At 46.5% G+C, this 26,269-nt stretch carries 23 protein-coding genes; 9 read left to right on the top strand and 14 right to left on the bottom strand.

The window, feature by feature from the left end; all coding sequences use genetic code 11:
• Positions 1 to 273 precede the first annotated feature (273 nt).
• Both ACJJIZ_RS11505 and ACJJIZ_RS11500 read right to left on the bottom strand, forming a co-directional pair.
• On the bottom strand, positions 274 to 1,404 hold the full coding sequence (locus ACJJIZ_RS11505; protein ID WP_444913462.1) for a methyltransferase: 1,131 nt from the start codon (positions 1,402 to 1,404) through the stop codon (positions 274 to 276).
• A 74-nt stretch (positions 1,405 to 1,478) separates the two neighbouring features.
• On the bottom strand, positions 1,479 to 2,072 hold the full coding sequence (locus ACJJIZ_RS11500) for a TetR/AcrR family transcriptional regulator (protein WP_282933244.1): 594 nt from the start codon (positions 2,070 to 2,072) through the stop codon (positions 1,479 to 1,481).
• Positions 2,073 to 2,620: 548 nt separating this feature from the next.
• Between ACJJIZ_RS11500 and ACJJIZ_RS11495 the strand changes: the two genes are divergently transcribed.
• The 6 genes from ACJJIZ_RS11495 (at position 2,621) to ACJJIZ_RS11470 (ending at position 12,163) form a co-directional block, all read left to right on the top strand.
• The gene (locus ACJJIZ_RS11495; RefSeq protein WP_444913461.1) at positions 2,621 to 4,852 is read left to right on the top strand and encodes a M12 family metallopeptidase; all 2,232 of its coding nucleotides are present in this window, start codon (positions 2,621 to 2,623) and stop codon (positions 4,850 to 4,852) included.
• 146 nt (positions 4,853 to 4,998) lie between these two features.
• A complete protein-coding gene (locus ACJJIZ_RS11490) occupies positions 4,999 to 5,595 on the top strand; it encodes a DUF4291 domain-containing protein (RefSeq protein ID WP_444913460.1) in 597 nt (198 codons plus the stop codon).
• A 675-nt stretch (positions 5,596 to 6,270) separates the two neighbouring features.
• Positions 6,271 to 6,459 (top strand): carbon storage regulator CsrA, encoded by a 189-nt coding sequence (gene csrA, locus ACJJIZ_RS11485; RefSeq protein WP_444896853.1) that lies wholly within the window; start codon positions 6,271 to 6,273, stop codon positions 6,457 to 6,459.
• A gap of 263 nt (positions 6,460 to 6,722) precedes the next feature.
• Positions 6,723 to 8,831, top strand: a complete 2,109-nt coding sequence (locus ACJJIZ_RS11480) for a TonB-dependent receptor plug domain-containing protein (protein ID WP_444913459.1) — start codon at positions 6,723 to 6,725, stop codon at positions 8,829 to 8,831.
• On the top strand, positions 8,831 to 9,346 hold the full coding sequence (locus tag ACJJIZ_RS11475; RefSeq protein ID WP_444913458.1) for a TlpA family protein disulfide reductase: 516 nt from the start codon (positions 8,831 to 8,833) through the stop codon (positions 9,344 to 9,346). Before ACJJIZ_RS11480 ends, ACJJIZ_RS11475 begins: the two co-directional genes overlap by 1 nt.
• A gap of 840 nt (positions 9,347 to 10,186) precedes the next feature.
• Entirely contained in the window at positions 10,187 to 12,163 is a 1,977-nt protein-coding gene (locus ACJJIZ_RS11470; RefSeq protein WP_444913457.1) for an NHL repeat-containing protein, read from the top strand.
• 197 nt (positions 12,164 to 12,360) lie between these two features.
• Here ACJJIZ_RS11470 and ACJJIZ_RS11465 read toward each other — a convergent pair whose 3' ends face one another.
• From ACJJIZ_RS11465 to ACJJIZ_RS11455, 3 genes are read right to left on the bottom strand one after another with little or no spacing between them, the layout of a single operon-like run.
• Complete coding sequence (locus ACJJIZ_RS11465) at positions 12,361 to 12,984, bottom strand: response regulator (protein ID WP_444913456.1); 624 nt, start codon at positions 12,982 to 12,984, stop codon at positions 12,361 to 12,363.
• Positions 12,985 to 12,997: 13 nt separating this feature from the next.
• Positions 12,998 to 14,086 (bottom strand): sensor histidine kinase, encoded by a 1,089-nt coding sequence (locus ACJJIZ_RS11460; RefSeq protein WP_444913455.1) that lies wholly within the window; start codon positions 14,084 to 14,086, stop codon positions 12,998 to 13,000.
• A complete protein-coding gene (locus ACJJIZ_RS11455) occupies positions 14,086 to 15,111 on the bottom strand; it encodes an alpha/beta fold hydrolase (RefSeq protein WP_444913454.1) in 1,026 nt (341 codons plus the stop codon). Before ACJJIZ_RS11455 ends, ACJJIZ_RS11460 begins: the two co-directional genes overlap by 1 nt.
• A gap of 985 nt (positions 15,112 to 16,096) precedes the next feature.
• On the opposite strand from ACJJIZ_RS11455, the gene ACJJIZ_RS11450 reads away from it, so the two are divergent.
• The gene (locus ACJJIZ_RS11450; RefSeq protein ID WP_444913453.1) at positions 16,097 to 16,585 is read left to right on the top strand and encodes a DUF4334 domain-containing protein; all 489 of its coding nucleotides are present in this window, start codon (positions 16,097 to 16,099) and stop codon (positions 16,583 to 16,585) included.
• A gap of 120 nt (positions 16,586 to 16,705) precedes the next feature.
• Here the strand turns inward: ACJJIZ_RS11450 and ahr are convergent, their stop codons facing one another.
• The 9 genes from ahr to ACJJIZ_RS11405 all read right to left on the bottom strand — a co-directional run bounded on the left by ahr (position 16,706) and on the right by ACJJIZ_RS11405 (position 24,720).
• On the bottom strand, positions 16,706 to 17,725 hold the full coding sequence (gene ahr, locus ACJJIZ_RS11445; protein ID WP_444913452.1) for an NADPH-dependent aldehyde reductase Ahr: 1,020 nt from the start codon (positions 17,723 to 17,725) through the stop codon (positions 16,706 to 16,708).
• 507 nt (positions 17,726 to 18,232) lie between these two features.
• Positions 18,233 to 18,628: a YMGG-like glycine zipper-containing protein gene (locus tag ACJJIZ_RS11440; RefSeq protein ID WP_413665326.1), complete on the bottom strand. Its 396-nt coding sequence runs from the start codon at positions 18,626 to 18,628 to the stop codon at positions 18,233 to 18,235.
• A 177-nt stretch (positions 18,629 to 18,805) separates the two neighbouring features.
• Positions 18,806 to 19,540: a hypothetical protein gene (locus ACJJIZ_RS11435; RefSeq protein WP_444913451.1), complete on the bottom strand. Its 735-nt coding sequence runs from the start codon at positions 19,538 to 19,540 to the stop codon at positions 18,806 to 18,808.
• Positions 19,533 to 20,048 carry a DUF2878 domain-containing protein gene (locus ACJJIZ_RS11430; protein ID WP_413665324.1) on the bottom strand — a complete coding sequence of 172 codons (516 nt, stop codon included), beginning with the start codon at positions 20,046 to 20,048 and terminating at the stop codon, positions 19,533 to 19,535. The genes ACJJIZ_RS11435 and ACJJIZ_RS11430 overlap by 8 nt, the downstream gene beginning before the upstream one ends.
• A 137-nt stretch (positions 20,049 to 20,185) precedes the next feature.
• Entirely contained in the window at positions 20,186 to 21,454 is a 1,269-nt protein-coding gene (locus ACJJIZ_RS11425) for a class I SAM-dependent methyltransferase (protein WP_413665323.1), read from the bottom strand.
• Positions 21,455 to 21,456: 2 nt separating this feature from the next.
• Positions 21,457 to 22,248 carry a DUF1365 domain-containing protein gene (locus ACJJIZ_RS11420; protein ID WP_444913450.1) on the bottom strand — a complete coding sequence of 264 codons (792 nt, stop codon included), beginning with the start codon at positions 22,246 to 22,248 and terminating at the stop codon, positions 21,457 to 21,459.
• A gap of 13 nt (positions 22,249 to 22,261) precedes the next feature.
• Positions 22,262 to 23,512, bottom strand: a complete 1,251-nt coding sequence (locus ACJJIZ_RS11415; RefSeq protein ID WP_444913449.1) for an NAD(P)/FAD-dependent oxidoreductase — start codon at positions 23,510 to 23,512, stop codon at positions 22,262 to 22,264.
• Positions 23,512 to 24,291, bottom strand: coding sequence for an SDR family NAD(P)-dependent oxidoreductase (locus ACJJIZ_RS11410; protein ID WP_444896828.1), 780 nt, complete (start codon positions 24,289 to 24,291; stop codon positions 23,512 to 23,514). Before ACJJIZ_RS11410 ends, ACJJIZ_RS11415 begins: the two co-directional genes overlap by 1 nt.
• Positions 24,292 to 24,720 (bottom strand): nuclear transport factor 2 family protein, encoded by a 429-nt coding sequence (locus ACJJIZ_RS11405; RefSeq protein ID WP_444913448.1) that lies wholly within the window; start codon positions 24,718 to 24,720, stop codon positions 24,292 to 24,294.
• 254 nt (positions 24,721 to 24,974) lie between these two features.
• Here ACJJIZ_RS11405 and ACJJIZ_RS11400 point away from each other — a divergent pair, with 254 nt between their 5' ends.
• Positions 24,975 to 25,589 (top strand): sigma-70 family RNA polymerase sigma factor, encoded by a 615-nt coding sequence (locus ACJJIZ_RS11400; protein WP_413665318.1) that lies wholly within the window; start codon positions 24,975 to 24,977, stop codon positions 25,587 to 25,589.
• A 7-nt stretch (positions 25,590 to 25,596) separates the two neighbouring features.
• On the top strand, positions 25,597 to 26,268 hold the full coding sequence (locus ACJJIZ_RS11395; RefSeq protein WP_444896826.1) for a ChrR family anti-sigma-E factor: 672 nt from the start codon (positions 25,597 to 25,599) through the stop codon (positions 26,266 to 26,268).
• The last annotated feature ends 1 nt before the right edge of the window (position 26,269 follow it).

Below are 26,269 nucleotides of genomic sequence, written 5' to 3'. Positions count from 1 at the left end.
TCTCAGAGCCCCCTAAGTAATTCTGTAATATCCACTGAGACACCAAAGGCCGAAACCTTAGTCGACTAGCAGAAAGAGGCTATAGGTAAATATAGGCGTATATAAAACCAATACAGGTGATACTGCACTTTAAGCTACTACGGATATTGGCTTGCTGGCGTATCTATAGTTGATAAGCGGACTATTCGTGCCACCAATACAATAAGCGCATTGTTCTTTCATTTTCACGATTAGTAACATTGCGCTTGTTGACACCCACTTACTGCTTAGCACCTAACCCTTTCTCTTTTTTAACACCATCAGTTTTGCAAAGGTACGCACGGAGACTGTCTCCACCAAGTAGAAAGGACTATCACTAAAGAGTTGGTTCCATTCACTCAAAGTTCGCTCCCGCCCACGAGTTCCCATCAACATCTGCATGTCCATGGCAGCCAAATTAAGGTCTGCGCCCTTCTCAGGTAATACTGCGTCAACAATGGCGAGCGTAGCATTTTGCCCTTGCATGGCAGAGTAAATATTATTGAGGAGTCGCTTTGCCTTACTGTCATTCAGCAAGTGAAAAACGGCCGTACACAAGTAGATATCCTTATCACTATTAGCTACCGGCAGTCTATCGTTAATAATATCTGCTGGGAAGAAGTCCAATCGCTCTTCAACTGTATCACTCAGTGAGTTTTTCCAGTACTCTCTTGCCGTCCCCTCAACATTATTCCTGTCGACCACCATCGCCGTTATGTTTTTATATGAAGAGAGGACACTCGCACTTTTGCTGCCTTTTGCCCCACCCAAGTCAATAATTCTATCAAACCTGCTCCAATCAAAATCTTGTAAATACTGTAGCCCGGTAAGATTATCAACGGTATCCATAGCGTCCGAAAACAGCGTGCTAACAGATTGATGATCATTCATATAATCAAACATTTCCTGATCATAAACACCTTCAAAAGGCACACTCCCATCTTTAATATGGTCTTCAAACCCATTAAACCAGGGCTTGCTGAATTCTGGGGAGTTATGCATGAGCACCATACTTCTTACGCTGTTACTGGCATCACTGCGCAACACTTCAGAGTTTCGATTGTGCGAAAAGTGCCTTGCTTTTACCTCCTTAAAAATCCCCATTGCACACAACATCCTCATCAATCGATATAGATGCTCTTTATCTGCATTACAATCATTTGCCAGTTTTTCTACTGGAACGACTTCACTGTTAATATGATCAGCTATATTTAATCGGACAGCCGTATACAGACATCTAGACTGCCAAAATAATGATCCAATTTGCATTATCCGAAATGGCGGCGGCATCAGAGCATTAGGAATATTACAAATACTATTAATCATATTAGAAGCGCGCTGAAAGACCCAATTTACGGCTCTATTTCTTTGCATTGACTGGGGCATAAGAACTCCTCAGAAATAACATCTGATTAAAAATAGATATAAGAGACCGGCCTCAACTTGCTGAGGCCTTATCGCTATAAGCTTTGCAAACCTGACTTCAGAAGTCGGCCATTAAACTCTGCAAGCTGTTTTAAGAAATCGGGGTCCATAACGTGCCCCATTTGCTCTTCCAGGACGGGTTTGGCCAACATCGGCAACATAGCCAAACTGACAAATGAAATCCTGAGTAAATCATACTTGGGGTCTTCAGGTTCAGCTTCTTCACCCTTAATTTCAGCTAACCGCCGAGACCCCCTTTGACGCCCCCGCTCCAGGAGCTGACGGATCACATTTTTCCCCGGCCCTTGATTAAGGGCCATGACTTTCAGGATCAGAGCCGGAAACTTGGGATTCTCTTGCATGGTGGAGTAGTAAAGGGCAAAGAAATCTCCAAAATCCCAATCGCCATCAAGGCTGAGTTGCTCTACGGCCTCGATCAATGGCAGAAGGGTTTGGCGGATCATATCTTCATAGAGGCCATCCTTGCTACCGAAGTAATATCGAATCATCGATACCGCCACTCCAGCCTTAGCAGCAATCTGGCGAGTTGTGACCCGTTGGTACTCATCGTTCAAAAAGCACTCTCGCGCCGCATCGATAAGCCGATTGGCAACATCCGACTCCTGCATAGGCCCGCTCCTTCCTATCTAGCTTGCAGGAGAGGCTAACAGGGTACCCTACTGCCTTCCAGGCTATTTGTTGTTCAATTTGAGGGGTTTGTACGACGGGTTGACGTGGCCCTATATCCCCAAACTGGATGCGACCCCACTCATTCATATGAAATTGTCTCGAAGATATTCGTAGTTTAGAGCAAGTGGATTTGGATCTGGCACTATTTACCCAGCTAACAAAGCACCTGGGTGATCTCTAATATTCAGAACACAAGTATTGCTAATAACACCAAGATATACATTCGAAAATTGATAGTCATCCTCTACATTTTATCTCGTTCGTGAGTTCGCCCTTCCAGAAATGCCACGAATCAAATCTCGCATTCTGAATCAACTTAAAACCACCTATCGACCTCAAATCCAAACATCGGTATTCTCCCGCGCGGCGGCATATTCATCCTGATTTAACTTGTTGCCAGAGTTAATCAGACATGCCTACTACTCGACTATTTATGGATAAAAGTTTGGCAAAACTTTAAAAACATTTTCAAAGCAGGAACATGAAAATGAAACTATTTACCAGTACCACACTGGGAATTTCAGCAACCCTAACTTTAACTTTTCAGTCTGCAATGGCATACAGCCAGGCTGTAGATATAACGATACCAAGCTACACCGGCAATGAGTTTGCTCAATTGGAAGAGCAACCCAAATCGAGCCAAGTCATTATTGATGGCAAGCTATACCAGCTGACCGGAGATATGCTGGAGCCAGTTCAAGAGGATTCCGGTCAAGTTAGCATTATGTCCGCTGTTGAAATATCAGCGAATAAGTGGCCTGATGGAATCATATATTACGACTTTTACGATAGTGTCACTGAAGAAAATCAACAGCGTTTTATCGACGCCACCAAAGTCTGGGAAGAAATTGCAGACTTACAATTTTTAAGACGCACTGATCAATCTGACTACGTTCACGTAAGAAACGGAACTGAAAACCGCTCCATGGTTGGAAAGACTGGCGGCGGGCAATTCTTCAGCATGAACAACTGGGATACCAAGTACATTATTGTCCATGAATTGGGTCATGTTATTGGTATGAGGCATGAACATCAGCGATCTGATCGTGATGAATATGTCGAAATCATTGAGGATAATATTAAACCCGAGTATGTCCACAATTTTGATATACGGCAAACCCACAACTACAGTAACTATGACTTCCTGTCTGTAATGCACTATCCATCACGTGCATTTTCGGTTAATGGGCAAGAGACTATTATCCCTAAATCGGGTTATGAGCACTTCAGCCGTATAATGGCCCAGCGTATCGACTTGGGCGGCGGTGATCAGGTTGCAGCAGCATCGCACTATGGCACGATCAATATTAATATTCCTGACCCTGCATTCAAGTCATATTTGACGTCCTATTTCGACACAAACAACGATGGTGAAATTGACAGCCTGGAAGCAGCAAGCATTGAAGAAATTCGCACTCCTGGCAACGGGGAAATCCAGTCACTGCAAGGTATTCACGTATTCCGATACTTAAAGCACTTAACCGCTGTTAATGAAAACCTCACAGAGTTACCCGAATTACCTAAACGTCTAGAAACGTTAAATATTGCCGGCAACTACTTGGATACTGCGCAATTCGAGTGGGTAATGGATCGACATTTCTTAACTGATATTGATGTTACGGACAATCTCCTCGATGTCTACTCCTGCGAAGCGCTTGAATTAATTGATTCTTATCTTAATGAAGGGAGCATTAGCTTCAGCCCCGCTAAAGGCGGTATTTCATTAGTTTGTGATGAGGAGGCAGAGCTAACTCTCCTCCCATCAAAAACGCGAGAGAACTTAAGTAGCAAAGGCGAAAAAGTATTCCATATTGACGTGCCCGAAAATGCTCAAACCCTGACAGTTATTACTGACAATTCAGGCGATGAACTGGGCGGTGAAATGAATATGTACGTGGCCTATAATCGCCAACCTACCCCAGCCGATTTTGACTTCAGTTCTGAAAATAGCGGTAATATTGAAGATATTGAGATCACTTCGCCGGAAACCGGCCGCTGGTACATATTACTGTCTCCTATCGAACGCTCCTTCGAGGGTGTAGATTTAACGGCAACGGTAACCCTGGCTGATCAGTCCGACAATATTCTGGTTAATCAGAAACCTGTCAGCGGTCTTAATGCCAGTGCAGGAGAATCGTTGTTCTACATCATCACAGTACCGGAAAATGCCAGCGACCTTTCATTTGAGATAACCGGTGGTAGTGGCGATGCGGATCTCTATATTCGTTTTGCTAGCAGACCAACTGAATCGGTCTATGATTATCGGCCCTATTTAGGTGGCAATGAGGAGTCCGTTGCTATAGCAAACCCAACTCCCGGAATCTGGCATGTCATGCTCCACGGCTATACAGACTTCGATCAAGTATCCCTGGTCGGCTCTTTTACTGAATCATCTACTGATGAATTTTTAATCCCCGGCGAGGTTATCTCTGACCTGAATGGCCATGCAGGAGATCAATTAGAGTTTAAGATTGAAGTTCCTGAAGGAGCGACCCAGCTTTCTGTAGCTACGGGCGCAGCTCTATTCAACTCCGTTGGTGATGCAGATCTCTACATCAAGCACGGTGAACCCGCCACTGAATCAAATGCCGACTACGCTTCTGAAAACTGGGGCAACTATGAATCCATAGATTTGAACGCTCCTCAATCGGGCACTTGGTATATTACCATCTATGGTTATACCGACTTTGAAAATGTTTGGATTAGTGCTGATTATTGAAGCATGAATAATTAACTAATAATTTGGTAGTAGAGCTTCGTTATATCATCGGACTCTACTACTCCTCTTGAGGAGTAAATTTGCATAGAATTTTACTAAAAACTTAACCACTTGTAACATTACAGTATGTATTTAGAGGTTAAGAAATGACTATCCCAACGCGCCAGATCCGCGCTAGCTTTAATAATCACACCATTCGCGTCTACCAAGCATACAACACAGCCATTGCAAATTCCGCCCTAGAAAACGGAACTTTTGTATGCCCACCATTCAAAATGGAACGTATGACTTGGATTAAACCCTCTTTCCTATGGATGATGTATCGTTCGGGTTGGGGAGAAAAAGACAGCGGACAAAACCGCATTCTGGCGATAGATATCACTAGAGAAGGATTTGAATGGGCCTTACAGAATAGCCTGCTTAGCCACCAAACCGATCAATACCCAACGAAAGAAGCATGGTTGGGAGCTAAAAGAGCTACACCTGTCCGTATTCAATGGGACCCTGAACGAAATCTAGATCTGGAACCCCTTCCTCACAGAGCTATTCAGATTGGGCTATCGAATAAAGCTGTAATGCTTTACGTTAACGAATGGATTCAGAAAATTACTGATGTAACTGAAAGCGCCCACAGAATTCACCAACTAGTCAAAGCGGGAGAATTTGAGCAAGCGGAGAATCTTCTTCCCTCAGAGGCTGAATATCCCTTAAGTGTTTCATTAAAAGAAAAATTGGAAATGTAAACCTGCACGGCCAATACCAGCGTTAAACCCTTGTGACACATCCAAAAATCGAAAAGTGCGATGAAAATTTTGGTCAGCAAATGGGGCTCAATTGAACTAATGGTATTAGTTTAAAAACCAATATAGAGAATGACAAACAGCGTTACCCTTTCCCCTGGAAATACAACAACTCGCTGTAGACTTTTCAAACAAACACAAAAAATATAGGCACTAAAATGATCTTATTGGATTTTATTAAGTTTGTTTTAGTGTCAAAGCTGCGTAAAATTGATGAATATTTATCGGAATTAGAGCCTTACTAAGCAGTTTTTTAAGGATTGTTGATTCAAACAAATCCAAGACTCATTTCTCAGAGGAGAACAGTAGCGTGACGTAAAAGTAAGTAAAAGGCGCTGACCCAAGGTGCGCCAACACCAGGGGCCAGCTAACCAAATTGATAAATCACCTATCAAGATGGCTGTATGCATAGTACGCTAGAAACCCGCTCGTCTTCAATAAAGTCGAGAAGATCCAGTAGCTTGGAGCGATTGCCCAAGCTCTGGGAGCGTAGCGCCCGCCTTTTCTTCTTTCATGCTTACCGTTCTCGCGCTCCCCCTGCCCTTCCTGCAATCACGACTTTCTAAGCCTTCCGGTTTCGGAGCCAAAAAAATAGCTTGAAATTCAGTAGGAAAAAATATGTTGATCTTGAAGCGTCGGACTGGTGAAAACCTAAGAATTGGAACAGACATCTCACTCAAAGTACTGGAGGTTAAGGGCAACCAAGTAAAGATCGGGATCCATGCCCCCAAATCCCTAGCAGTTCACCGCGAAGAAATTTATATTCGTATTCAAAGGGAGCAGAAACTCAGCAACAAAAAACGCTGAGAATCAACTTCCCCTTAAATGAGGGCCCACAGCGGGCCTCAACCTCGCTCTATCGGCCAAGGCTTTCCAACTCTTCCACAAAGAGCAACTCACTAAGCCAGCCCAAAAGAAATCCATAGACTCCTTGAGTATCCCATCTAAGTTAGCGCCCTTACATCCTGGCCCGCTAAATCCAAAGCCACTAAAACTACCACCTTTGCCCACTTGACCCGCAAATGCGAATCATTATCATACTCAGCAGTTTACTTGCTGGAAGTCCTCTCATGTTTCGCAAAACCCTGCTAGCTACCGCTCTCGCAGCCGCAGTACCCGCCTCCCTTGCCAATGAAACTCCTTCAGATCAGCCCACTGTAATGGAGGAAACCGTAGTAATCGGTGTGCGCCAGCGCCTCTATGAGCGCGGAGCCTTGCTGGATGCAATCCAGAAAACTGAGGTTGTTGATGAAAGCCTGATCAAATCCCTACAGGCAGTTAACCTCACTGACGCTATTGAAAAGTCCCCCGGTGTTCGGGTTTCCAATGAGTGCTCCATGTGCGGGGTTAAACGAATAATGCTGAACGGTATGCGCGGTGAGCATTCCACCATCCTCACCGACGGCGTTCCTCTTCACACCATGATGGCTGGCTATTACGCAGTGGATGCACTGGCCACAACGGGTGTCTCTCGTATCGAAGTGGCCCGAGGTGCGGGAGCATCGCTGCTCGCACCCGAAGCGATCGGAGGAACCATCAATGTCATCTCCAAGGAAGTCGAGGAAACCGGCCTCAACATCAATGCCTCTATGGAGGACAACGACAGCTATTTCCTAGGCATGATGGGCGGCTATGTAAGCGATGATGAACGCACCCGTACATCGCTGGTCATTCAGGATGATAAGCACCACCAGATGGACAATGATGACAACGGTGTTAGCGAAGCACCGCTGCAAGAGAACACCAGTTATGTAGTTCGCCTCTCCCATGACCTGGGTGAGCGGGACAACGTGGTACTGCGCACAGCCTATACCGACTCCAGTATTTTTGGCGGCCCCCAGGGATACAGCATTGGTTCCGTCCTGCAAGGCTACGATGGTGTGGAATCTGACCACTTGTTTGTCGACGACGATGTACGGCAGCAATACATTGGCAAACCCTGGGAAACCACCGAATGGATCTCCACCACTCGCAGTGAAATTTCCTCAAGTTGGCTCCACGAATTCAGCGAAACCTATAACACGCTGTTTACTGTCGCCTGGTCTGAGCACAAGCAGGACTCCTTCTACGAAGGCTTCGATTACACCGCTACAGACACACTCAACTACTTCGACCTGCGCAACAATTTGATCCTTAACGATCAGCACATGCTCACATTTGGTGTCGATCTTCGCGATGAATCCATGCGTTCCGACTCTGTCGCAGGGGAAGAAAGCGATAATTACATCGAAGACAGTTTCGACTACCAAACTACCGGCCTCTACATACAGGACACCTGGACCGTTTCACCGGATCTTGAAGTGGCACTGGCCATACGCGTAGACAACGCCAAAGCCGACTTTGTCGCCGAGCAAAAACCCGGTACCGAGATCGATGAAACGGTGGTGGCCCCGCGTATAGACCTTCGCTATCTGCACGACGATCAGTGGACCTCCCGGGTAGCGCTGGGACGAGGATACCGAGCCCCCCTATCCTTTTTCGAAACAGATCACGGCATTCTTGATGCCGGTGATGGCTTTGCCATCGAGATCGAAAACCTTGAAAAATCTCTATCCGCAACTTATGCATTGAGCTTCGAGGGAGAACGCCTCAACAGCACCCTGTCACTGGCATTTACCGAGGTAGATAACCTCGCAGCACTAAGCGAAACCGAGGATGGAGTACCACTGCTTACCCAGATGCAGGAAAGCGCCTCCGTAGGTGCTGCCGATATCACTCTCGGCTATGCGCTCACCGAAAATTTGACTATCGGTGGCACACTGGAGACCTATGACTACGACGATGTTTTCCGGGAATCTTTTGCCATTGCTCCAGTAGAGCAACGTGCACTATTCAATCTGGATTACAAAGCGGATTACTGGATGCTATACGCCAGCGCTACCTGGGTAGGCTCCCGGGACTTGGATGAATTTGGCTACGAAGGTTTCAATCAGTTGGGCGACTCCACGTTAAAAAGCACAAGCGCAGACGCCTATTGGACAGTAGATCTTAAATTAACCTTTGACGTCACTGAAAATCTGAGCCTGTATCTGGGCGGAAACAACCTGACAGATTACACCCAGGTTGAGGAAGGTGAGAGTCCTCTATTCTGGGATGCCAGTGGTGCCTACGACGTAGCCTATATCTACGGCCCGCTACGAGGGCGTGAATATTACCTGGGCTTCGACTGGAACCTGTAATGCGAACCTGGCTCGCACTAATCACACTTCTGTTCGCGCCTACTGGCGCGACAGAAGCTGCCATTTCCCTTTACGATTTTGAACTGCGCAGCCTCGCCGGCCCCGAGCGTATCAACCTGCAGCAATTCAAAGGGAAACCCAGCTTGATAGTACTGGTTGAACCGAACTGCCCCTGGTGCTTTCGCCAGGTTCGAACACTCAACCGGCTTGCTAGCAAGTGCTCCCAACAGTTTCAGCCCATCGCCCTGGGTATCAATGGCTCCCGAAAAGCCCTACTGACTGAATATCGAAAGCTACGCCCGGAATTCCCCATGCTTCAAGCAAGCACACAGCTTCAAAAAGTACTGGGCGAAACTCCCGGCACTCCATTTAGCTTCCTTATAACCTCCAGCGGAGAGCCGCTCAGCTGGCTAAGGGGTTATATCCCGGATAAGAAGCTGAAACCCATTTTGGAGAAGAGCTTTGGCTTTGGGTGTGGAAATAAGGCAAAAAACCTTTATGGATTGAGTAGCTAACTATTACAACCAACTAAACTTCAATTTTTCAAATTGAAATCGTTATCAATGATCTCGCCTAGACCCTTTTGGCGGCCCTCATCTAACACAATCACCGTTTTCTTCCAAAGTGCCTTTCAATACATCGCATCTAATTTTAGGAGTCGTTATTTTTTGGCGACAGGAGTCTAACGATATACCAGAGTGATAAATTAATAGTACTCCTCTAGCAAATCACTTGCCTTTTCAGGTCTACTGAAATACATAACACTAACAATCAATGAAGCTATCACGGCTTCTGATTTCATAAGCTAGACGTCGAAAAGTACCTAACATTATCACCTTCAACATTATTCGAAGTATAAATTCTGTCGATGAATTCCGGTCATCATCAAACAGAGCAGCTCATAAACATTGTGAACGCCTTCAGGCGATTACCGCCGTCCTTTCCAGATTTCCTAGATATAGCAATATATGCTAGACCTAAAGCTGCTGGTGGCCTACCAGAATCCCTGCGACTTAACTTAGTAATGATCGAGAGCATTATCTGTTGAAAAAGTGACAAGTATAATTTTCAGCAACCTCTAACAGAGACAAGTAAGTCTTGTTTTCTGCCAAATCACTTTTCTGCTTATTTCCAGGCAAGATGAAAAATGGTAATGACTACCCATTCCTATTATTTCTTACACACAAACCAGAACTCTCGGTAAAATATTTTAAATATCTCTATGTGTTTTTTAGAAAAACCATAACCTTCTCATTCAGGCAATATTCACATAGAAAATTTAAAATCACTTTTTTAGCAAAAACATTAATTTAAATGCTAGAAGGTTAACCTTTGTTGTTAATGGGGAAGTATGTATGAAAGTGAATTCTCAAAATTTAATTATGTGCCTTGCAGTTACTGCTCTGCTCTCTGGGTGCGGAGGTGGTTCTGGAAGTGACAAGTCAGCGAACACTAATCCTGAAAGCAACTCTGGAAGCGGACCAGTAAGTGGAGGCGGGAGTGGCTCCGGAAACGGGACAGGAAATGGTTCCGGGAACGGATCTGGAGATGGAGATGGAGAAACCACTACACCTCCAACAGAAGACCCCGATACTGGCACCTCGCGCTTCACAGTTAGCTTTACACCTTTAAGCGGCAGTACTATTGGTAAAGATAAGGAAATCTATTTAGATTTTAGTGAAGCCATTCTGATCGACAACATTGTCATATCTGGGAGCATGGGAGAGGCCGGTGAGCTTTCTCAACTCGATGAAGATACGCTTATATTACATCCCAGGGGAGACTGGACCAGCTCTTCAAACTACTCCCTAACAGTTAACGCCACAGATGATTCCGGCTATGATATCGAAGCGCTAACTGCCACCTACTATATTGATACGCTCTCCCCTTCCATTACTAGCTTCGAGCCAGATATCACTCGCCTGGAGAAAGATGACACGATCAATGTCCTCTTCTCTGAGACCATGGATATCGAGAGTCTTGCCCTATCTGGTACTCTCGTAGAAGATGACTATACAATCAACTGGTCAAAAACAAATATACCCAATGATACCTTAACGATTAGTCCAGTAGATGGCTGGAAATCAGCTCAAGATCGTAGCATTCAGATTGATATAGACGATCTTGTAGGGATTCCAATGATCACTTATGAGAATAGCTTTACTGTTCCCTTTTACTTTGAGAATTTTGATCCCGCACAGGTCGTTATAGGGCAAGATAGCTTCTCCAGCACAGATTTGGGAATAAATGCTAAAAATTTTGCTTTTCAGCCATCCGGTGATGTCAGTATCGATGATGAGGGGAAACTATTTATATCAGATACTTCGTCCAATCGCGTCTTAGTTTTCAATTCAATTCCTATTACAAATGGCTCACCTGCAAATACAGTAATAGGCAAGGACGGACTGGACACTCTGGCCTTATCAAACCCGGAACAGGAATTATTCGGTCCCTCGGACATTAGTTTTGATGGAGAGCACCTGCTAATTTCTCAATACCGGGAAAGGCATATTTCTATTTACGATAGTGTGGTATCCGGAGCAGGAGCAGCGCCTGCACTGACTTTAAATATTGGAGATTATGACATCTCCCCCTGTAAAAGCCTGGCACTTTGGATAAACTGGGGAGCCACCGTTGCTGATAGCAAAATAATGGTTACTGATGCAGCCAATTCCAGGGTGTTAATATGGAGCCAAATTCCTGAAAATAGTTATGCCTCCCCGGATCTCCTTATTGGTCAGTCAGGGTTAGAAAACTGTGATCCAAACGATGCAGACCAAAGTGGCATATCATATCAACTATCAGCAAGCACCCTATACGACCCAACAGATGTTTGGAGTGATGGAGAAAAGCTGGCCATTATTGACAGTGGGAATAACCGAATTCTTCTTTGGAATAATTTTCCTACCAGCAGTTTTGCGCCTGCTGATATTGTTCTCGGACAACCCTCATTCAGCGAAAGAAATATTGAGCTACCCGATGTAGACGGTACTGAATGGCCTGTAAATAGTAAGACTCTAAATCGCCCAGAAACTGGCATCTGGTCAAATGGCATTCAACTTTTTGTTGCCGATGCGAAGAACAATAGAGTTTTGGTTTGGAATAATTGGCCAACCAGTAATTTCGCTCCAGCAGACACCGTGCTAGGACAGGCTGACTTTGTAAGCTTCAAGCCAAATGATGCCAACCAAAATGGTATTAGCTACCCTGATGAACCTGAATCACCTACAGCTTCGACTTTAAAAGAGCCAACAGGAATTTTTGGCTATAAAGACAACTTATTTGTTACTGATTCTGGCAATCATCGAATTCTGATTTTTAAATCTAGATAAAAAAATCGCTTGGCAAATGGCTGTATAACCCGCAGGGAATATGTGCGGCCATTTATCAATTTATAGCTAAAAGCTAACTCTGCTTATATGAGTATCTTAAACATATATACGATCTAGAAAAAACGTAAAAAAATACAAGAAAACCAACCCACGCGCTTACCAGCTCCCCCATTTTATACTATTGGAACAATCGATTTTTAGTTATTCAGTGGCTCTATCCAACCATAGTTTTGAGCCAAGCGTGCCGCTTCAACTCTATTACTGACATTCAATTTCTGGCAGCTACTGTGGATATAATTTCGAATGGTACCTGGGGAGAGTGAAACTTCTCGTGCAATATCCTCAGTGGTTTTCCCAGTATAAGCGAGCTGAAGAATCTTCTGCTCTTTAGTGGAGAGCGGATTGTCCCCACAATTGAGTGCTTGCTGCACTAATTCAGGAGCAACCACAGTTTTACCTGCTGAAACTTGACGAATACAGTTAGCGAGCTGGCTCGGAGGAGCATCCTTAAGAAGATAGCCGCTTACCCCTGCATTGAGTGCTCGACGAATATAGCCACTCCTTGAGAAAGTTGTCAACATCACAACCTTGGGAGGATTTATAAGGCCCTGTAATTGTTCTGCGAGTTCAAGACCTGTCATCCCAGGCATTTCTATATCACTAACTACCAAATCCGGGCTGCAATTATCGAAAATCTCAAGGGCCTCTCGCCCATTACTCGCAGTTGCGACGACCCGAATATCTTTCTCCAAGTCAAGTAGTGCTCTCAATGCACCGAGCACCATCGCTTGATCTTCAACTAAAAGCACTTTAATCATCATTTAATACAACTACTTATTTGAGGGGAATTGTGGCGTAGATATGACAACCACCCTGGAATTCTATTTTCAAACTTCCTCCAAGCTGGCTCCAGCGATCGCTCATACCACTGAGGCCATGGCCCATAGATACCTTTCCCACAACCTTTCCATTATCACAAACATGTAGAGAAAGTAGTTGCTTATCAAGCCACAGCGAAACTTCACACATGCTCGCTTGGCTGTGACGTAGAATATTCGTGGTGGCTTCGCGAATAGTCATTGCCAATGTATTGTCAACCTGAGGGGGTATTTCTGTGGCCTCGATATGATGTATACAGGTAATATTCACTGATTCCAGCGCAAACTTTGAACTCGCCAGCTCATTCGCCAGTGTACTGATTTTATAATTCGATACCGTTTCTCGAATCCCGGTTATAGCTGTTCTAGATATTTTTTTAATATCAAGAATATGCTGCAGTGCCGTTGCTGGATCAACTTCTAGAAGCCGTTCGGCAAGCTCCGCCTTTAAAGTGATACTCGTGAGACTCTGACCGAGCGAATCGTGCAAGTCTTGTGCAATACGTTCACGCTCGGATGTCTTTGCCATAGAGGAAATTTCCTTTTGGCTTTGTTTAATAACCAGATTAGATAAGTACTTTCTCAATTGAAATAGAAAGTTCAGGCCGTTGATAGCTGTAAAAAATAGTCCCGTCAAAACAACATATAGTGATTGTCCAGTTAAGTAGGCAGTACTCAAATAGGAAAAAGTAACAACACACAGTAAAACAAGGGATGCGTAGAGTTTCCTGTACGCTGAGCAAGCTGCAGCTGCAAAGGCAAAGAAACCGATACCGGCAAGTGAATAGAAAGAAGTGATAACACCTAAGAGGTTTAACACCAGGACAATAGCAGTAACTTTGGTTCCTTTACACCAAAATACGAGGAAGAACAAGGGAAAGAGAAGCAAGTGGCAAATCACTACCACCCCAAAAGCAATTTCACTAAAAGTATGAAAAATAAAGGGCAAGTATATAAGGATCTGAAAATAAGGTACTAAGTTCAGAGCACCTCTCAGATTCTCGGGGAAACTATAGAACCTTTGTAGATAGTGATATGCCGACATTAGTTATTAGCTTCCAAAAATTGTACTTCATGCTCCATCCATTCTTTCACATATACAGGTGCCATGGCATGGCCCATACCTTCTACCCACAATGTTTTAGCACCAGGAATGCGAGCTGCATACTTTTTGGCTTGAGCAATACTTAACAGGGGATCTCTATCACCGTGGATAACCATAGTGGGGACCTCTAAGTCCTCCAATCGCTCTAATCGCGAGCCAGAAAGAGAGATTGCTGTAAATTGCTGAACTGGCAGATTATGATCAAATCCTTGCCTATGACGTAGTTCGTAGAGAGTAGTGTGTGCAATATGCTCAACATCAAAGCCTCCCTGCCCCTGAAGACTGTGATAAGTACTTACCATCAACTTAGCCATACCCTCATCGGAGCCACTGAGTCCATAGCGAAGAAATAGCCGAAGCATATTGTATCTGAAGGTTTTTCCCTGGGGTAACTCGGGGTCGTCGAGAAAACCTGAGGACATGATTGAAGTAAGGCTTTTCAAGCGATTGGGGAATTGCAGGGCCATTTCTTGCGCAATCATCCCTCCCATTGAGGCGCCCATAACATGAACTTGCTTTATCCCCAGGGAGTCCATAACCGCAAGGTTATCGCGCATCATGTCGGAAAGGTCGTAAGCAGTCTCCTTAGTCCAGTTGGTAACCCAACTCGAGGCGCCGCAGCCACGATGATCGGTGAGTAGTACTTGATAGCCAGCAGCTAAGAGTGGCTCATAGACTTCAGATGGCCAATACAGAGAAGAAGAGCCCATACCGTTTATCAGTAACACAGTGCCACGAACAGGTATCTCCTCTGGGCTTTTAAGCTGATACCAAATTTTAAGGCTCCCTGAGCGAACATATCCGCTCAGACCTGAGATCAGTTCGGGTAGTGGTTTCTCAAGACTCAGATTTAGCTGTTTCTGGATATCCTTGGGTAGCGGGGGCGTTGTAAGGACCCAAATAGTACAGACTATCACCAAAAAGAATACTATCGCGCCAACGATTAAAGAAACTTTCTTGATCAATGTAAGCCTCCACAAACACCGTAACACCGGTGCAGAAATAATATTTATATGTAATATCAGGCAACAGCGGAAATTGGGTAAGTCATTTCTGTCATCAAATATATATGACATTTGTCATCTTTTGTTGATGATTAAACGGCCCAGCTACAACGACTGGATGATAAATGTACATATTGAAATTAATCCTCCACAAGGGGGCTAAGGGTGCAACCCTATGTATGGACCTGCCTGCAGCTCATAGCTTCAATGATCATGCAACAGAAACTATAAGGTGTAGAAACCAACAATGGACACAGCAGCTTTATGGGCCTGGTGCTCCTATAGCTCTGTATAATGCCCAGGTGGATATTATTGGTGCAAGAAAATTACTCCCACCCGCTAAAGATAAAAAATGCCCAACCTCTGTAAAAATTTGGAAGATATCAGAGTCTCTAGCAGAAATTTCACGAGCACCGGATGATTCCAGTTGAGCAGTACAAAAATACAAATGGTCAACTTGTATTACATTCAGCAGCAGTGGGCACCTGATCCACCCCTCCCAGACAGGCTATATGACCAGATACCCTCACTGCTTCCTGAAAGGGTATAAGAATTTGACTTCCCTAGCACCTGAGTAGTTCTTTGATATTTTCTATTCTTGGCTTCTGAAATATACATGAGCCCCCTAATTACCACCCTGCAAGGTCACAATGAACTCTACATAGACACGGCCATTTACTTGATTCACAGTGGTAAAGATCATGGCTCGTAATTAGGTGCAGTTCCAGGAAGGTATTAGTTTTACCCAATTCCTCAAAGAATATTGTACCGAAGACCAGTGTTTCTAGGCTCTCTGCCGGAGGGGTAACCATCATTGAAATCAGCGGCCAAGCACAGCAAGAATAATTGATTAAAAATATTCCTACTTCTATACTCAGTATTAGTTATGTTGGAAAGCTATTCTCCAATTACATGCTCCAGAAACATACCCTACTAAATCAAGCTCATGCACTTCTTAACCACATTAGAAAAACTTAAAAAATTGGATCAGGTAGATCCACAAGAACTGCTTGAGTTTTACGATAATCTCTCACCTATATCAATAAACTCTCTTATCGGCCGATGGGAAGCGCAAGGATTTAACACACAACATCCTTTACAGCATGAAATGGATGCAGGAAAACGCTGGTACGGCAAAGAGTTTATTGATTCTGAAACGGTCTATCCTTTACTATGCTGGGATTCAGACTTCAAATCTATCAACGCTTACGATGCCCCTTTGTTCTTCCGCACCCAACAACTACATATAACCGCAAAAGCCCAAGCCCGCCTGCGCATCTTGGAACACAGAGGGAAATCAAGTGCCACCATGATTTATGACACGATACCTATGCATGATATGATGCGAAAAGTCGATGAGGATCATATTCTAGGACTTATGGAGAGAAAAGGAATGGATGGCCGCATGTTCTTCACTATGAAAAAAACTAACTGACTTTATCGTTTTCTATTGAATTGCTTCTGCCTAAATCCCAACCCCATACTTTTAACTTAAGCTCCTTTGTAGTGTGACTTTGCGCTCTCCTCACCCAGAAGCTGATCCAGTTAAATATCCCTACCCTTCCTGCGACAACACAATCCGATACTTAGCCTTACCAGATTTCAAATGCTCAAATGCCGCTTCTATCTGGCTCATTGGGAAAATCTCTATCTCAGGTTTGATCTTATGATGCGCCACAAACTCAAGCATGGTTTCGATGGTACCAGGGCTGCCGACAGGAGATGCTGAAATTGAGCGTTGCCCATATAACAAGGGAAATAGAGTAAATTGTATTGGGTTAGTTACAGCTCCAACAAAGTGTAAACGCCCTTTAGGTTTCAGAGCCTGGATATACAGATCCCAATCAAGACTGACATTCACAGTCGACAGAATAAAATCAAAGCTCATTGCCGCCGCTTGAATCTCTGCGGGGTCGCGGGAGTTCAGTGTTTTATGAGCACCGAGAGCTAAGGCTTCTTTGCGTTTTTCCTCGCTGGAAGTAAACGCGGTAACTTCACATCCCCAGGCATGGAAAAACTTCAAGGCAAGATGGCCCAACCCACCAATACCAATCACAGCCACTTTGTCAGTGGGTTTGATACCAAATTGGACCAATGGATTGAATACGGTAATACCCGCACATAAAATGGGGCCGGCCGATGCATAATCCACACCATCAGGGATAACAACCAGGCTACTCATATCCGCCCTGGTTTTATCGGCAAAGCCTCCATTGGTGAGTATGGTGAACTTTGCCTCTCTACATAAGTTGAGGTCACCAATTCGGCAAGTATGGCATGTCTCACAGTAGCCTGAATTCCACCCCAATCCAACCACCGTACCCTTTTTAAGATGAGCTACTTGCTCCCCCATCGCGGTTACACGGCCGATGACTTCGTGACCGGCAACCATAGGGTACTGTCCAATACCCCATTCATTTTCAATCATGCTCAAGTCACTATGACAGATGCCACAGTACATGATTTCCAGTTCAACTTCTGTTGCGCCCAAATCTCCTGCTGCAATTTGGTAGGTCTTAAATGGACCGCCGGCCTCTAAGACTGCATAGGCATTAATAGTTGATGCAGTAGACATGGCGGGCTCCTTGAAGAAAAGGAAATCACAAATGACCTTAAAAGTTTAGACGCCATTCAGCTGTAGACTTTATTGCACCCTTACAATTTTATTTTCTAGAAACTAGTGGCCCTACTATCCAGGGAGCCTCTGAATAATTCCGTGATGCCTCTGGCATGCAGAGCGGTTCACAATCAAGGCGCGACTTCGCAGGAATGTCTAGACCTTTCAAGAAGTTGCAACGCGGAGTGTGAATCGCTCTGCATGCCCCGAAGGGCTACGGCCATTCGCGGCGAGCTGCGCCTAACATCTGCAGCCTTCAAGACCCGCAGAGGCATTACGGAATTATTCAGAGGCTCCCTAGCACAGAAATTAAAAGTGTTAACCGGGAGAAAGTAAAAGATTGAAATTAAAGCTGTAAAACAGAAAAAAGGCCGGGGGTACTTCCCCCGGCCAGTGCCAAGTCCTGTGAGGTTGCTGAATAGCAGAGGACTGATGAGAAATTGGACCGCAGTTTTACGCAGAAGATCAATTCAACACTCGATATCCGCGACCAACCAGGCAATTCTTGATGATGTAGGTTGCCTCAGAGCTCGCACTACCCGCCCCTGACAAGCCCCCAACAAGCGCGCCGGCACCGGCTCCGGCTACCGCAGCACGCCCGCTGTCACCGACTATTGCACCGAGCGCACCACCTACTACAGCACCACCCGCAGCACCGGCAGCTGTTCTGCGCCCTTGGTCACTGTACGTGGAGTAAGCGATTCCCTTACACTCTGCAAGGTCCGCTTGATACTGATTCATGTTAACGCCCCAGGTATCGATAACGATTCCACCGGCACCGGGAACCTGCTCTGGCTGATTCGCACAACCGTAAAGCAGCGACATCATAATTCCAGCAGTTACAGAAATAGCAGTCTTCATCAAACACCCCATATCGCTTTCGCCACAGGATAGTGAGCTTGTCACGCTTTTCTTCTTTAGGTTTAGCTGCTGGTAGAACTTGACGCCAGTCTGGCGCCTAAAAATGAATGACCCGCTGGGCAACAAATCCAACAGGCGTAAATAGTGTTGTAGCTATTAGTGGAGGGCGCCTTTTATCTATGGATCTGCAGGTTGGGTTCCTGTAGGCAGAATTGAATATTGGTAAAACACTTCTAATTCTTGAGATTTCGCTTGTGGATCGAGGATATTTACTATGCCCTTAAAACTCTTTAATCGCCGACTCTCCGTATCGTAAGTGAGATTTAAGTCCTCTACGAAAAGGCGGATAAGAGGCTGGGAAACATCTACTCGTATACAAGTATTTTCACCTGCCGCTTGATTACAGGATACTGCCCTAGCGCGCAGCATTATCGATCGACCATGCAGTGGCGAAGCAAAATTGAATTTAAGAGTTTTTCCTGAAGACAATAAGTCCCAGTGGTCACGCACATAAGTATCAAAGCCTGCATCAACTACATCAACACTTCGTGCCTCTCGCAAACTTACTTTCCAGGCTTCGTCCTCGTTGGCTCTATAGCGCATCATCCACTGGCCGTCATCCCAAAGGACTTCACGGACTTCGCCGTGCCTCCGATCTATTTGAGTGACGCTAGGTAAGGCACTGCGACCAGCTGCGGGGCCACTTCGCTCTCGAAGAGTTTTCTCTGCTATCAAATCACCCTGGGGTGCATAGTAGAAAACAGTTATTTCGCCATTATCTTGCGAAGTATAATATTCGCAGTACTGCAACTGTTGATTATCCGGATCATAGGCCAAACCTTTGACCAGGAAAGGCCCTTCATAGTGACAGTTATTTCCGGCAATAGCCGACATCGCAATAAATTCAAGCATTGCTCACCTCTTTTTGACAAATCTTTCTTGCCAAATAGGCAAACAACGGCAGGATGCAGGCCCAAATTACACTTAGTGTTCCCAGGGATTGCCACAAGGGCCTGTGCAATTCCACAGTGCCATTTAGGAATGCACCGGTAAAGTAACTAAACGGTCCAAAAAAACCACCCAGGATTACCGCCAGCCATAGATTTTTCTGTAAGAAGACCAAACTGTATCGTAAGGTCATGGCAAAGTTCAACCACAGGCAGATCAGCCATAAGGGAGGCCAGGAGGAGCCGCTGTCATTTCGCATCACCCCCAAATGAAACAAGATCGAGTCTATAGACACTCCAAAGATAAACACCCCCGCCAACCAAAGCGGTTCCCTGGGCAAATTGGCGATATAGCGTAAATGTACAAAGAGGTTCACCAGAGTAAAGGGAACCACCAACCACACCTTGGCCACTATGACGCACAGTGGCCAGGCGATATCGAAAAGTAAGGCATTAGCGACAAAACGCCACATGCAGGAGAGCCTCTGGTTGATTCCGTAATATCCTTGGATTGCAAACTCTTAAAAGGTTTAAACAATTCCCTGAAATCACGCCTTGATCCTGAGCCATTCTGAAAATCAAACACATCACAAGATTAACCGGAGAGACTCTAGAAGTTTCCCAGATATCGCGGTTTGGCAAACACAAACTGGGCAGTACCAATCACTCGCTGCAGAAATCCTCCTTCGCAGTAGCATAAGTAGAATTCCCACATACGGATAAAGCGCTCATCAAAACCCAACTCACGAACTTTGGATATTCGTTCAAAAAATGCTTTGCGCCAGTCATTTAAAGTGCGGGCGTAATGGGCCGTGATATCTTCTAGTCCCACAATCTGCATATCTGTTGAGTTGCTAATATGGTTCGCAATAACCTGATTAGACGGCAGGCAGCCACCAGGGAAGATATATCGCTGGATAAAGTCGACCTCTTTACGATACTCGTGGTAGCGCTGGTCGCGAATGGTGATTGCCTGCATCACCATCAAGCCATCTTCTTTGAGTAATTCGCTACAACCAGCGAAGAAGGTCTTGTGAAATTCGTGCCCTACTGCCTCCACCATTTCAATCGATACAATTTTATCGTACTTACCTCGCAGGTCCCGATAGTCTTGTAATAAAAGAGTTATCTGATCCTCTAACCCCTCATGCTTCACCCATTGACGGGCATAGTCATATTGCTCTTGGGAAATTGTAGTAGTTGTTACTTTACAGCCATAGTACTTGGCAGCATGAATGGCCATCCCCCCCCACCCAGTACCAATCTCAAGGAGGTGATCGGAGGGTTTTAACTTTAGCTTTCGGCAGATCAGTTCCAGTTTGTGATTAGAGGCTTCAAACAGGGTTGCATTTTCAGACGGGTAGACCGCAGATGAATACAGCATGGTCCTGTCCAAAAACAACCGAAAAAATTCATTGCCCAGGTCATAGTGTGCAGAAATATTCTTGCGTGAGCCATTGCGGTTATTCGCATTCAACTGATGTAACCAGCGCAGGCCTAATCGGGGTAAATAGCTCCAACGACTATCGATACCTTCCACCAGTTCCATGTTGTCCACCATCAGGCGAATCAGGTCCACGGTATTGGTTGAGGTCCAGGCGCCCTGCATAAAGGCTTCTCCAGAACCAATGGTTCCGTTTAATAGCACCTGTATATAGCTGGATGGATCATGTACGCAAATATGTGCCGAGATCTCTGCCTCTTCTGGTCTCTGGCCAAAGTGGTAACATTGCTCCCCCTCTTCGATTAGCAAGTGGCCACGATCAATACCCTTGAGTTTTTCCAACACCAGCTTGCGCGCCAGGCGAACGAGCCAGGACTGTGCCGATACTTCTGATTTTGACGACGAAGCCTGATCAACTTCCTGAACTGCTCTCATAGTTATTTATCTCCTGCCTGAACCTCGGCGTCGTCGCGAGGGTGCGAAAATACCGGGATACGCTTGACCCATAATTTCAGTGCCTGCCAATAAATGGCGGCTATAACTTTTACGGTCATCAAGGGGTACTGGATCAATATTGAATTAAGCGATCGGCCGCTAATTTCGCAGCGCTGTAAACTCAGGGTTGCATCAAACATTGGGCGAGTGCCATCTTCTGTATCATCGGCACTCGCATCAAAATTTTGCAGGTAAGCTGTCAGCTTTTCCCCAGGTTTTGTCCCCCTCCATCGATACCCTTGGGCCATGGGCATAAAAGGCGAGACATGAAATGTTTTTGCGAAGGTCGCTTTTTGCAACTTGGTATTATTACGGCAATCCAAAACATAGCTGTGACACTCTTTCCAGGGAGTGTTGTGCACATCCAGGAGCAGCCAATCCACATTCTGTCCCTCAGCATCGAAACAATAGTAAACACTGAGTGGATTCATGTTGTAGCCAAAGTAGCGCCAATTGGCCAGCAAGCGAATAGGTCCGGAAGGCTGCTCTCCCACTTCCTCCTCCACCCGCTGTCGAACCGCCTTATCAAGGCTGAGGGATTCATCGCCAAAAAAATCACTGCGACAAAATCTCGCAGGTGCGCGCCGCTGGGAGGACCAAAGAGGTGAGAGCTGACAAATGGCTTCCACCTCTGCCAGATCGACGTACATCATAAAAACCTGGTAGCGAAACTGATGAGCTCTGGGCGCAAAGCGCCGGTGCTCCAACCACCCGGTATAAATCGCACTTTCCATGATACCGGCCTCCTTACCAGTCAACACCCAACCCCCGAGCCACTCGCAACGCACTCGTTACACCGTCTTCATGAAATCCATTTGCCCAATAAGCACCGCAGAACCAGGTGCGGTTAACACCATTAATACTATCCCACTGCTGTTGCGCTCGTGTTCCGGCCACAGAGAACTGGGGATGGGAGTATTCAAAACGACCGAGCACAGACTTGGGATCGATAAGCTCTTCGGCATTCAGGGTGACACAATAGGTTTTCTCGGTATTCAAGCCCTGAAGTATATTCATGTTGTATGTCAAAACAGGCAGTGCATCCTGTTCACTGCGCAATTGGTAATTCCAACTCGACCAACTGCGACGGTGACGGGGTAGCAAGGTGCTGTCTGTATGCAGGACCACGGCATTTTTTGCATAGGGTATAGCCCCCAGGATTTTTTGCTCACTGCCGCTGGGGTCGGTCAAACATTGAAGGGCCTGATCGGAGTGGCAAGCGAAAACAACGGCATCAAACTCCAAATTTTCCCCTGCTGCGGTGCGAACATTCACACCTTCCCTGCAACGCTGCACCGCCTCAATGGGCGTAGATAAGCGAATTTTATCTGCGAAAGATTGTATTAACGGATCAATATATTCACGCGACCCGCCCTTGATCACTCGCCACTGCGGGCGGCGCACCAGGTTGAGCAGGCCGTGATTGACAAAGAAGCGGACAAAGAAACTGACAGAAAACTCCAGCATTTGCGCCACACTGGCAGACCAGATAGCAGAGCCCATAGGTACCAAATAACGATTGGCGAATTCCGCGGAGTAACCGTTCGCAGGTAGATACTCACCCAGGGTCAATGTCTCGCTCAGCCTCCCCTCCTGCCAGTCGCGGAGGGCATTGCGGTTAAAGCGCACTATGTCCCAGAGCATACGCCAGTGCCCAGCGCTGACGATGTTCGAGCGCTGTGCAAACAGGCTGTTGAGATTGTTACCCGCATATTCAAACCCCTCCTGATCGCAGCGCACACTAAAGCCCATGGAGGTGGGTTGGGATTGAACTCCCAGCTCTTTAAGCAAGCGAATAAAATTCGGATAGGTCCAGTCGTTGTATACAATAAAGCCGGTATCCACTGCTAACCGGCGTCCCCCCTCGTCAATATCAACCGTAGCGGTATGCCCTCCCAGGCGCGCCTGTGCTTCAAACAGGGTGACATCGTACTTTCGATTCAATAGATAAGCGGCAGTAAGACCGGCAATGCCGCTGCCAACAATAGCGATTCGCATCAATTCTTCCTTAGTGTGCGGATTCTTGTCATTTTGGGTACGCAAAAACGGAACCAGATTGAGCTGAAAAAACCCAGAAACCGCAGAGACCAACTGAGCCGTTTGGGAAAATCGACTGTGTGCCCAACGCCACAGAGCCCCTGTTCAATACGCTCGGCAGCCTGCTCTGGAGTCATTAAAAAAGGCATGTCAAAGTCATTGCGCTGGGTAAGGCGGGTGTCGACAAACCCCGGGCGAATGTGGACCACTCGAAGTGGAGTAAGGCTGGTATCGGCGCGCACCGACTCCAGAAAATAAGCCACCGCCGCTTTGGAACTGCCATACGCTTCGGCGCGGGGAAAAGGTACCACTGACGAGAGACTGCCGAGCGCGGCAAATACCGGAGACCGGCTTGCGGCTAACAGTGGCTGCGCGCACTTTAAGGTATTCACCAAGGCAAAGAAATTGCCATCAAATACCCGTCGGTACATGGTGACATCCAATTGAAGGTCGTCGTCATATTCACAGGTACCAGCGCAAGCAATCACCATATCCAGATGATCTGTGAAGTCCGCTAATCGCCGAGCAACACCCGGCATCACCGCATCATCACTGAGGTCACAGTCCAGAACCCTGAGGCGACTGGGGGCTATGTTCTGTAACTCCGTCAGCGCATCCAGCCTGCGACTGCTGGCAATCACAAAATTATTCTGTTCCACCAGGCGCAATGTAAGCGCGCGTCCTATACCCGAGCTAGCACCTGTGACCCAGATGGTTTTATCGCGAATCCCCTGGGACACTTAGTTGCGCTCCATTCGCGACTTGATAAAACCAATGCAGGAGCCCAATACCGGCACCTGCTCGTAGACCATGGCACCCATATCGTAAAAGTCCTCGTGGTAGTGAATCTTATCGGTGTAACGCAACAGGCTACAGCCACGAAGTTGTAATGGGCGTCCACCTTTGAGTGATTGGTGTCGGTAGTGCATGATCCACGAAAGGCAGGCGCTGCCCTCGCCCACCACCGGCAGATCATCAAATTGGAAGCGGCACTGGGTAAGCCCCCTGCTCATTCCCGCAAAGTAACTCTTTAAAGCAGGCAACCCCTCTATCCGATGCAATGGGTCACAGAAGATGACATCGTCGCTATAAAGTGATCCAAGGCTGCCAGTTTCCTGCATCAGGAAATCTTTGTAGTACTCCTCTAGCTCCTCAATCAACACGCTCATCATCGGATTCCTTACTGTTCTATCTGCGGATAAATACGCCACTACCCTTCGGGTGGATCACCTCTTAATAAAAGGTAGGACAGAGAGATCCAGTTATGCTCGGCTTGCGTAAGTAGTTAGCGGACAACTTGGAAGTCTCCCCCTGAGAGCCTGCTGCAGAATGTGGTACACGGATGTACCACAACAGGTCTCAACACTAATTTCCAGACATGCTTGATTGCGTGAGTATCGACAACGACAGAAAGACCGTTAACATGGCGCATAGCCCCCAAGCAAAAAGTGAAATACGCCCGGTGAAACTGCCACAAAGAGAGGACCAGGACTGGAGTGCCCTGCTGACGCGAGTCGGTGCGGAGCGTGATCGCCAGTCCTTTGAGCAGCTTTTTCACCACTTTGCCCCACTAATTAAGGGTTTCCATCACAGCCGCACCACCCAGGCAATTAGCGCTGAAGCCGCCGATGAGCTAGTTCAGGAAACCCTGTTTAAAGTCTGGCGCAAGGCCCCCAGCTTCGATGCCAGTAAGGCTTCTGCCAGCACCTGGATATTCACCATTATGCGCAACACTCGTATCGACATGTTGCGCCGCAACGGGCGTCATCAAAACGCCGAGATTATTGAAGCCATGGATGTTTGGGATGAAACCCCCGAACACCAACCGTTGATATTTCTACAGAGAAGACGCAACGAAAAGGAAGTTGCGGAAGGCCTGCACAGCCTGCCAGCAGAACAGAGCCACGTCTTGGAAAAGGCTTATATGGAGGGAAAATCCCACAGTGAGATATCCAAGGAGCTGGAATTACCATTGGGCACGGTAAAGTCCCGCGTGCGACTGGCCCTAAAGAAGTTACAAGCGAGGTTGGCCAAGTAGGTTTAGTATGATTCGCCACCACCCCGATAAAAATTTACTCCTTGAATACGCTTCCGGCAGCCTGCCCAAAGGCGCCAGCCTGGTCGTTTCCGCCCATATACAAATGTGTGCCGAGTGTCGCGCTCAATATCGAACCATGAACACCCTGGGTGGCTCCATTCTGGAGTCCTGTGCACCACAGGCCGTAAACGATGAGGCTTTCCAACGCCTGATGGGACGTATTGATCAGGCAGCTAAACCGGCGCAACAAGTGGCTCCCGAGAGATCCAAATCCACAGAGCCCATGCTGGCGGATGCGCCGCCAGTCGTGCACAAGCTGCTGGAAAAAAATCCCCCGATCAAATGGAAAACTATCGCGCCCGCCTTAAAAATGTGTCGACTAAAAACCGGGCAGGATCAATATGAAGTGAGCTTTCATCGCCTGAGTTGTGGCGGCAAAGTTGCAGAGCACGATCACCGGGGCTACGAACTCACCCTGGTTCTGTACGGCAGCTTCTCTGATAGCGATGGTGTTTATAGTCCAGGGGACTTTCTGTTGCGGGAACCCGGCGACGTGCACCGCCCGACGGTCACAGAAGATCAAGAGTGCCTGTGCTTCTCTGCAGTACAGGCACCGGTGGCGATTACCGGTGTCAGCGGCTGGTTGCTAAACCGCCTTATCCCGTTTCGTCCGGGCTGAC

This window comes from Microbulbifer maximicatervae (SeqCode) (assembly GCF_052467225.1).
The sequence above is the reverse complement of the archived record's forward strand: the minus strand, read 5'-3'. Positions and strand labels throughout refer to the sequence as shown.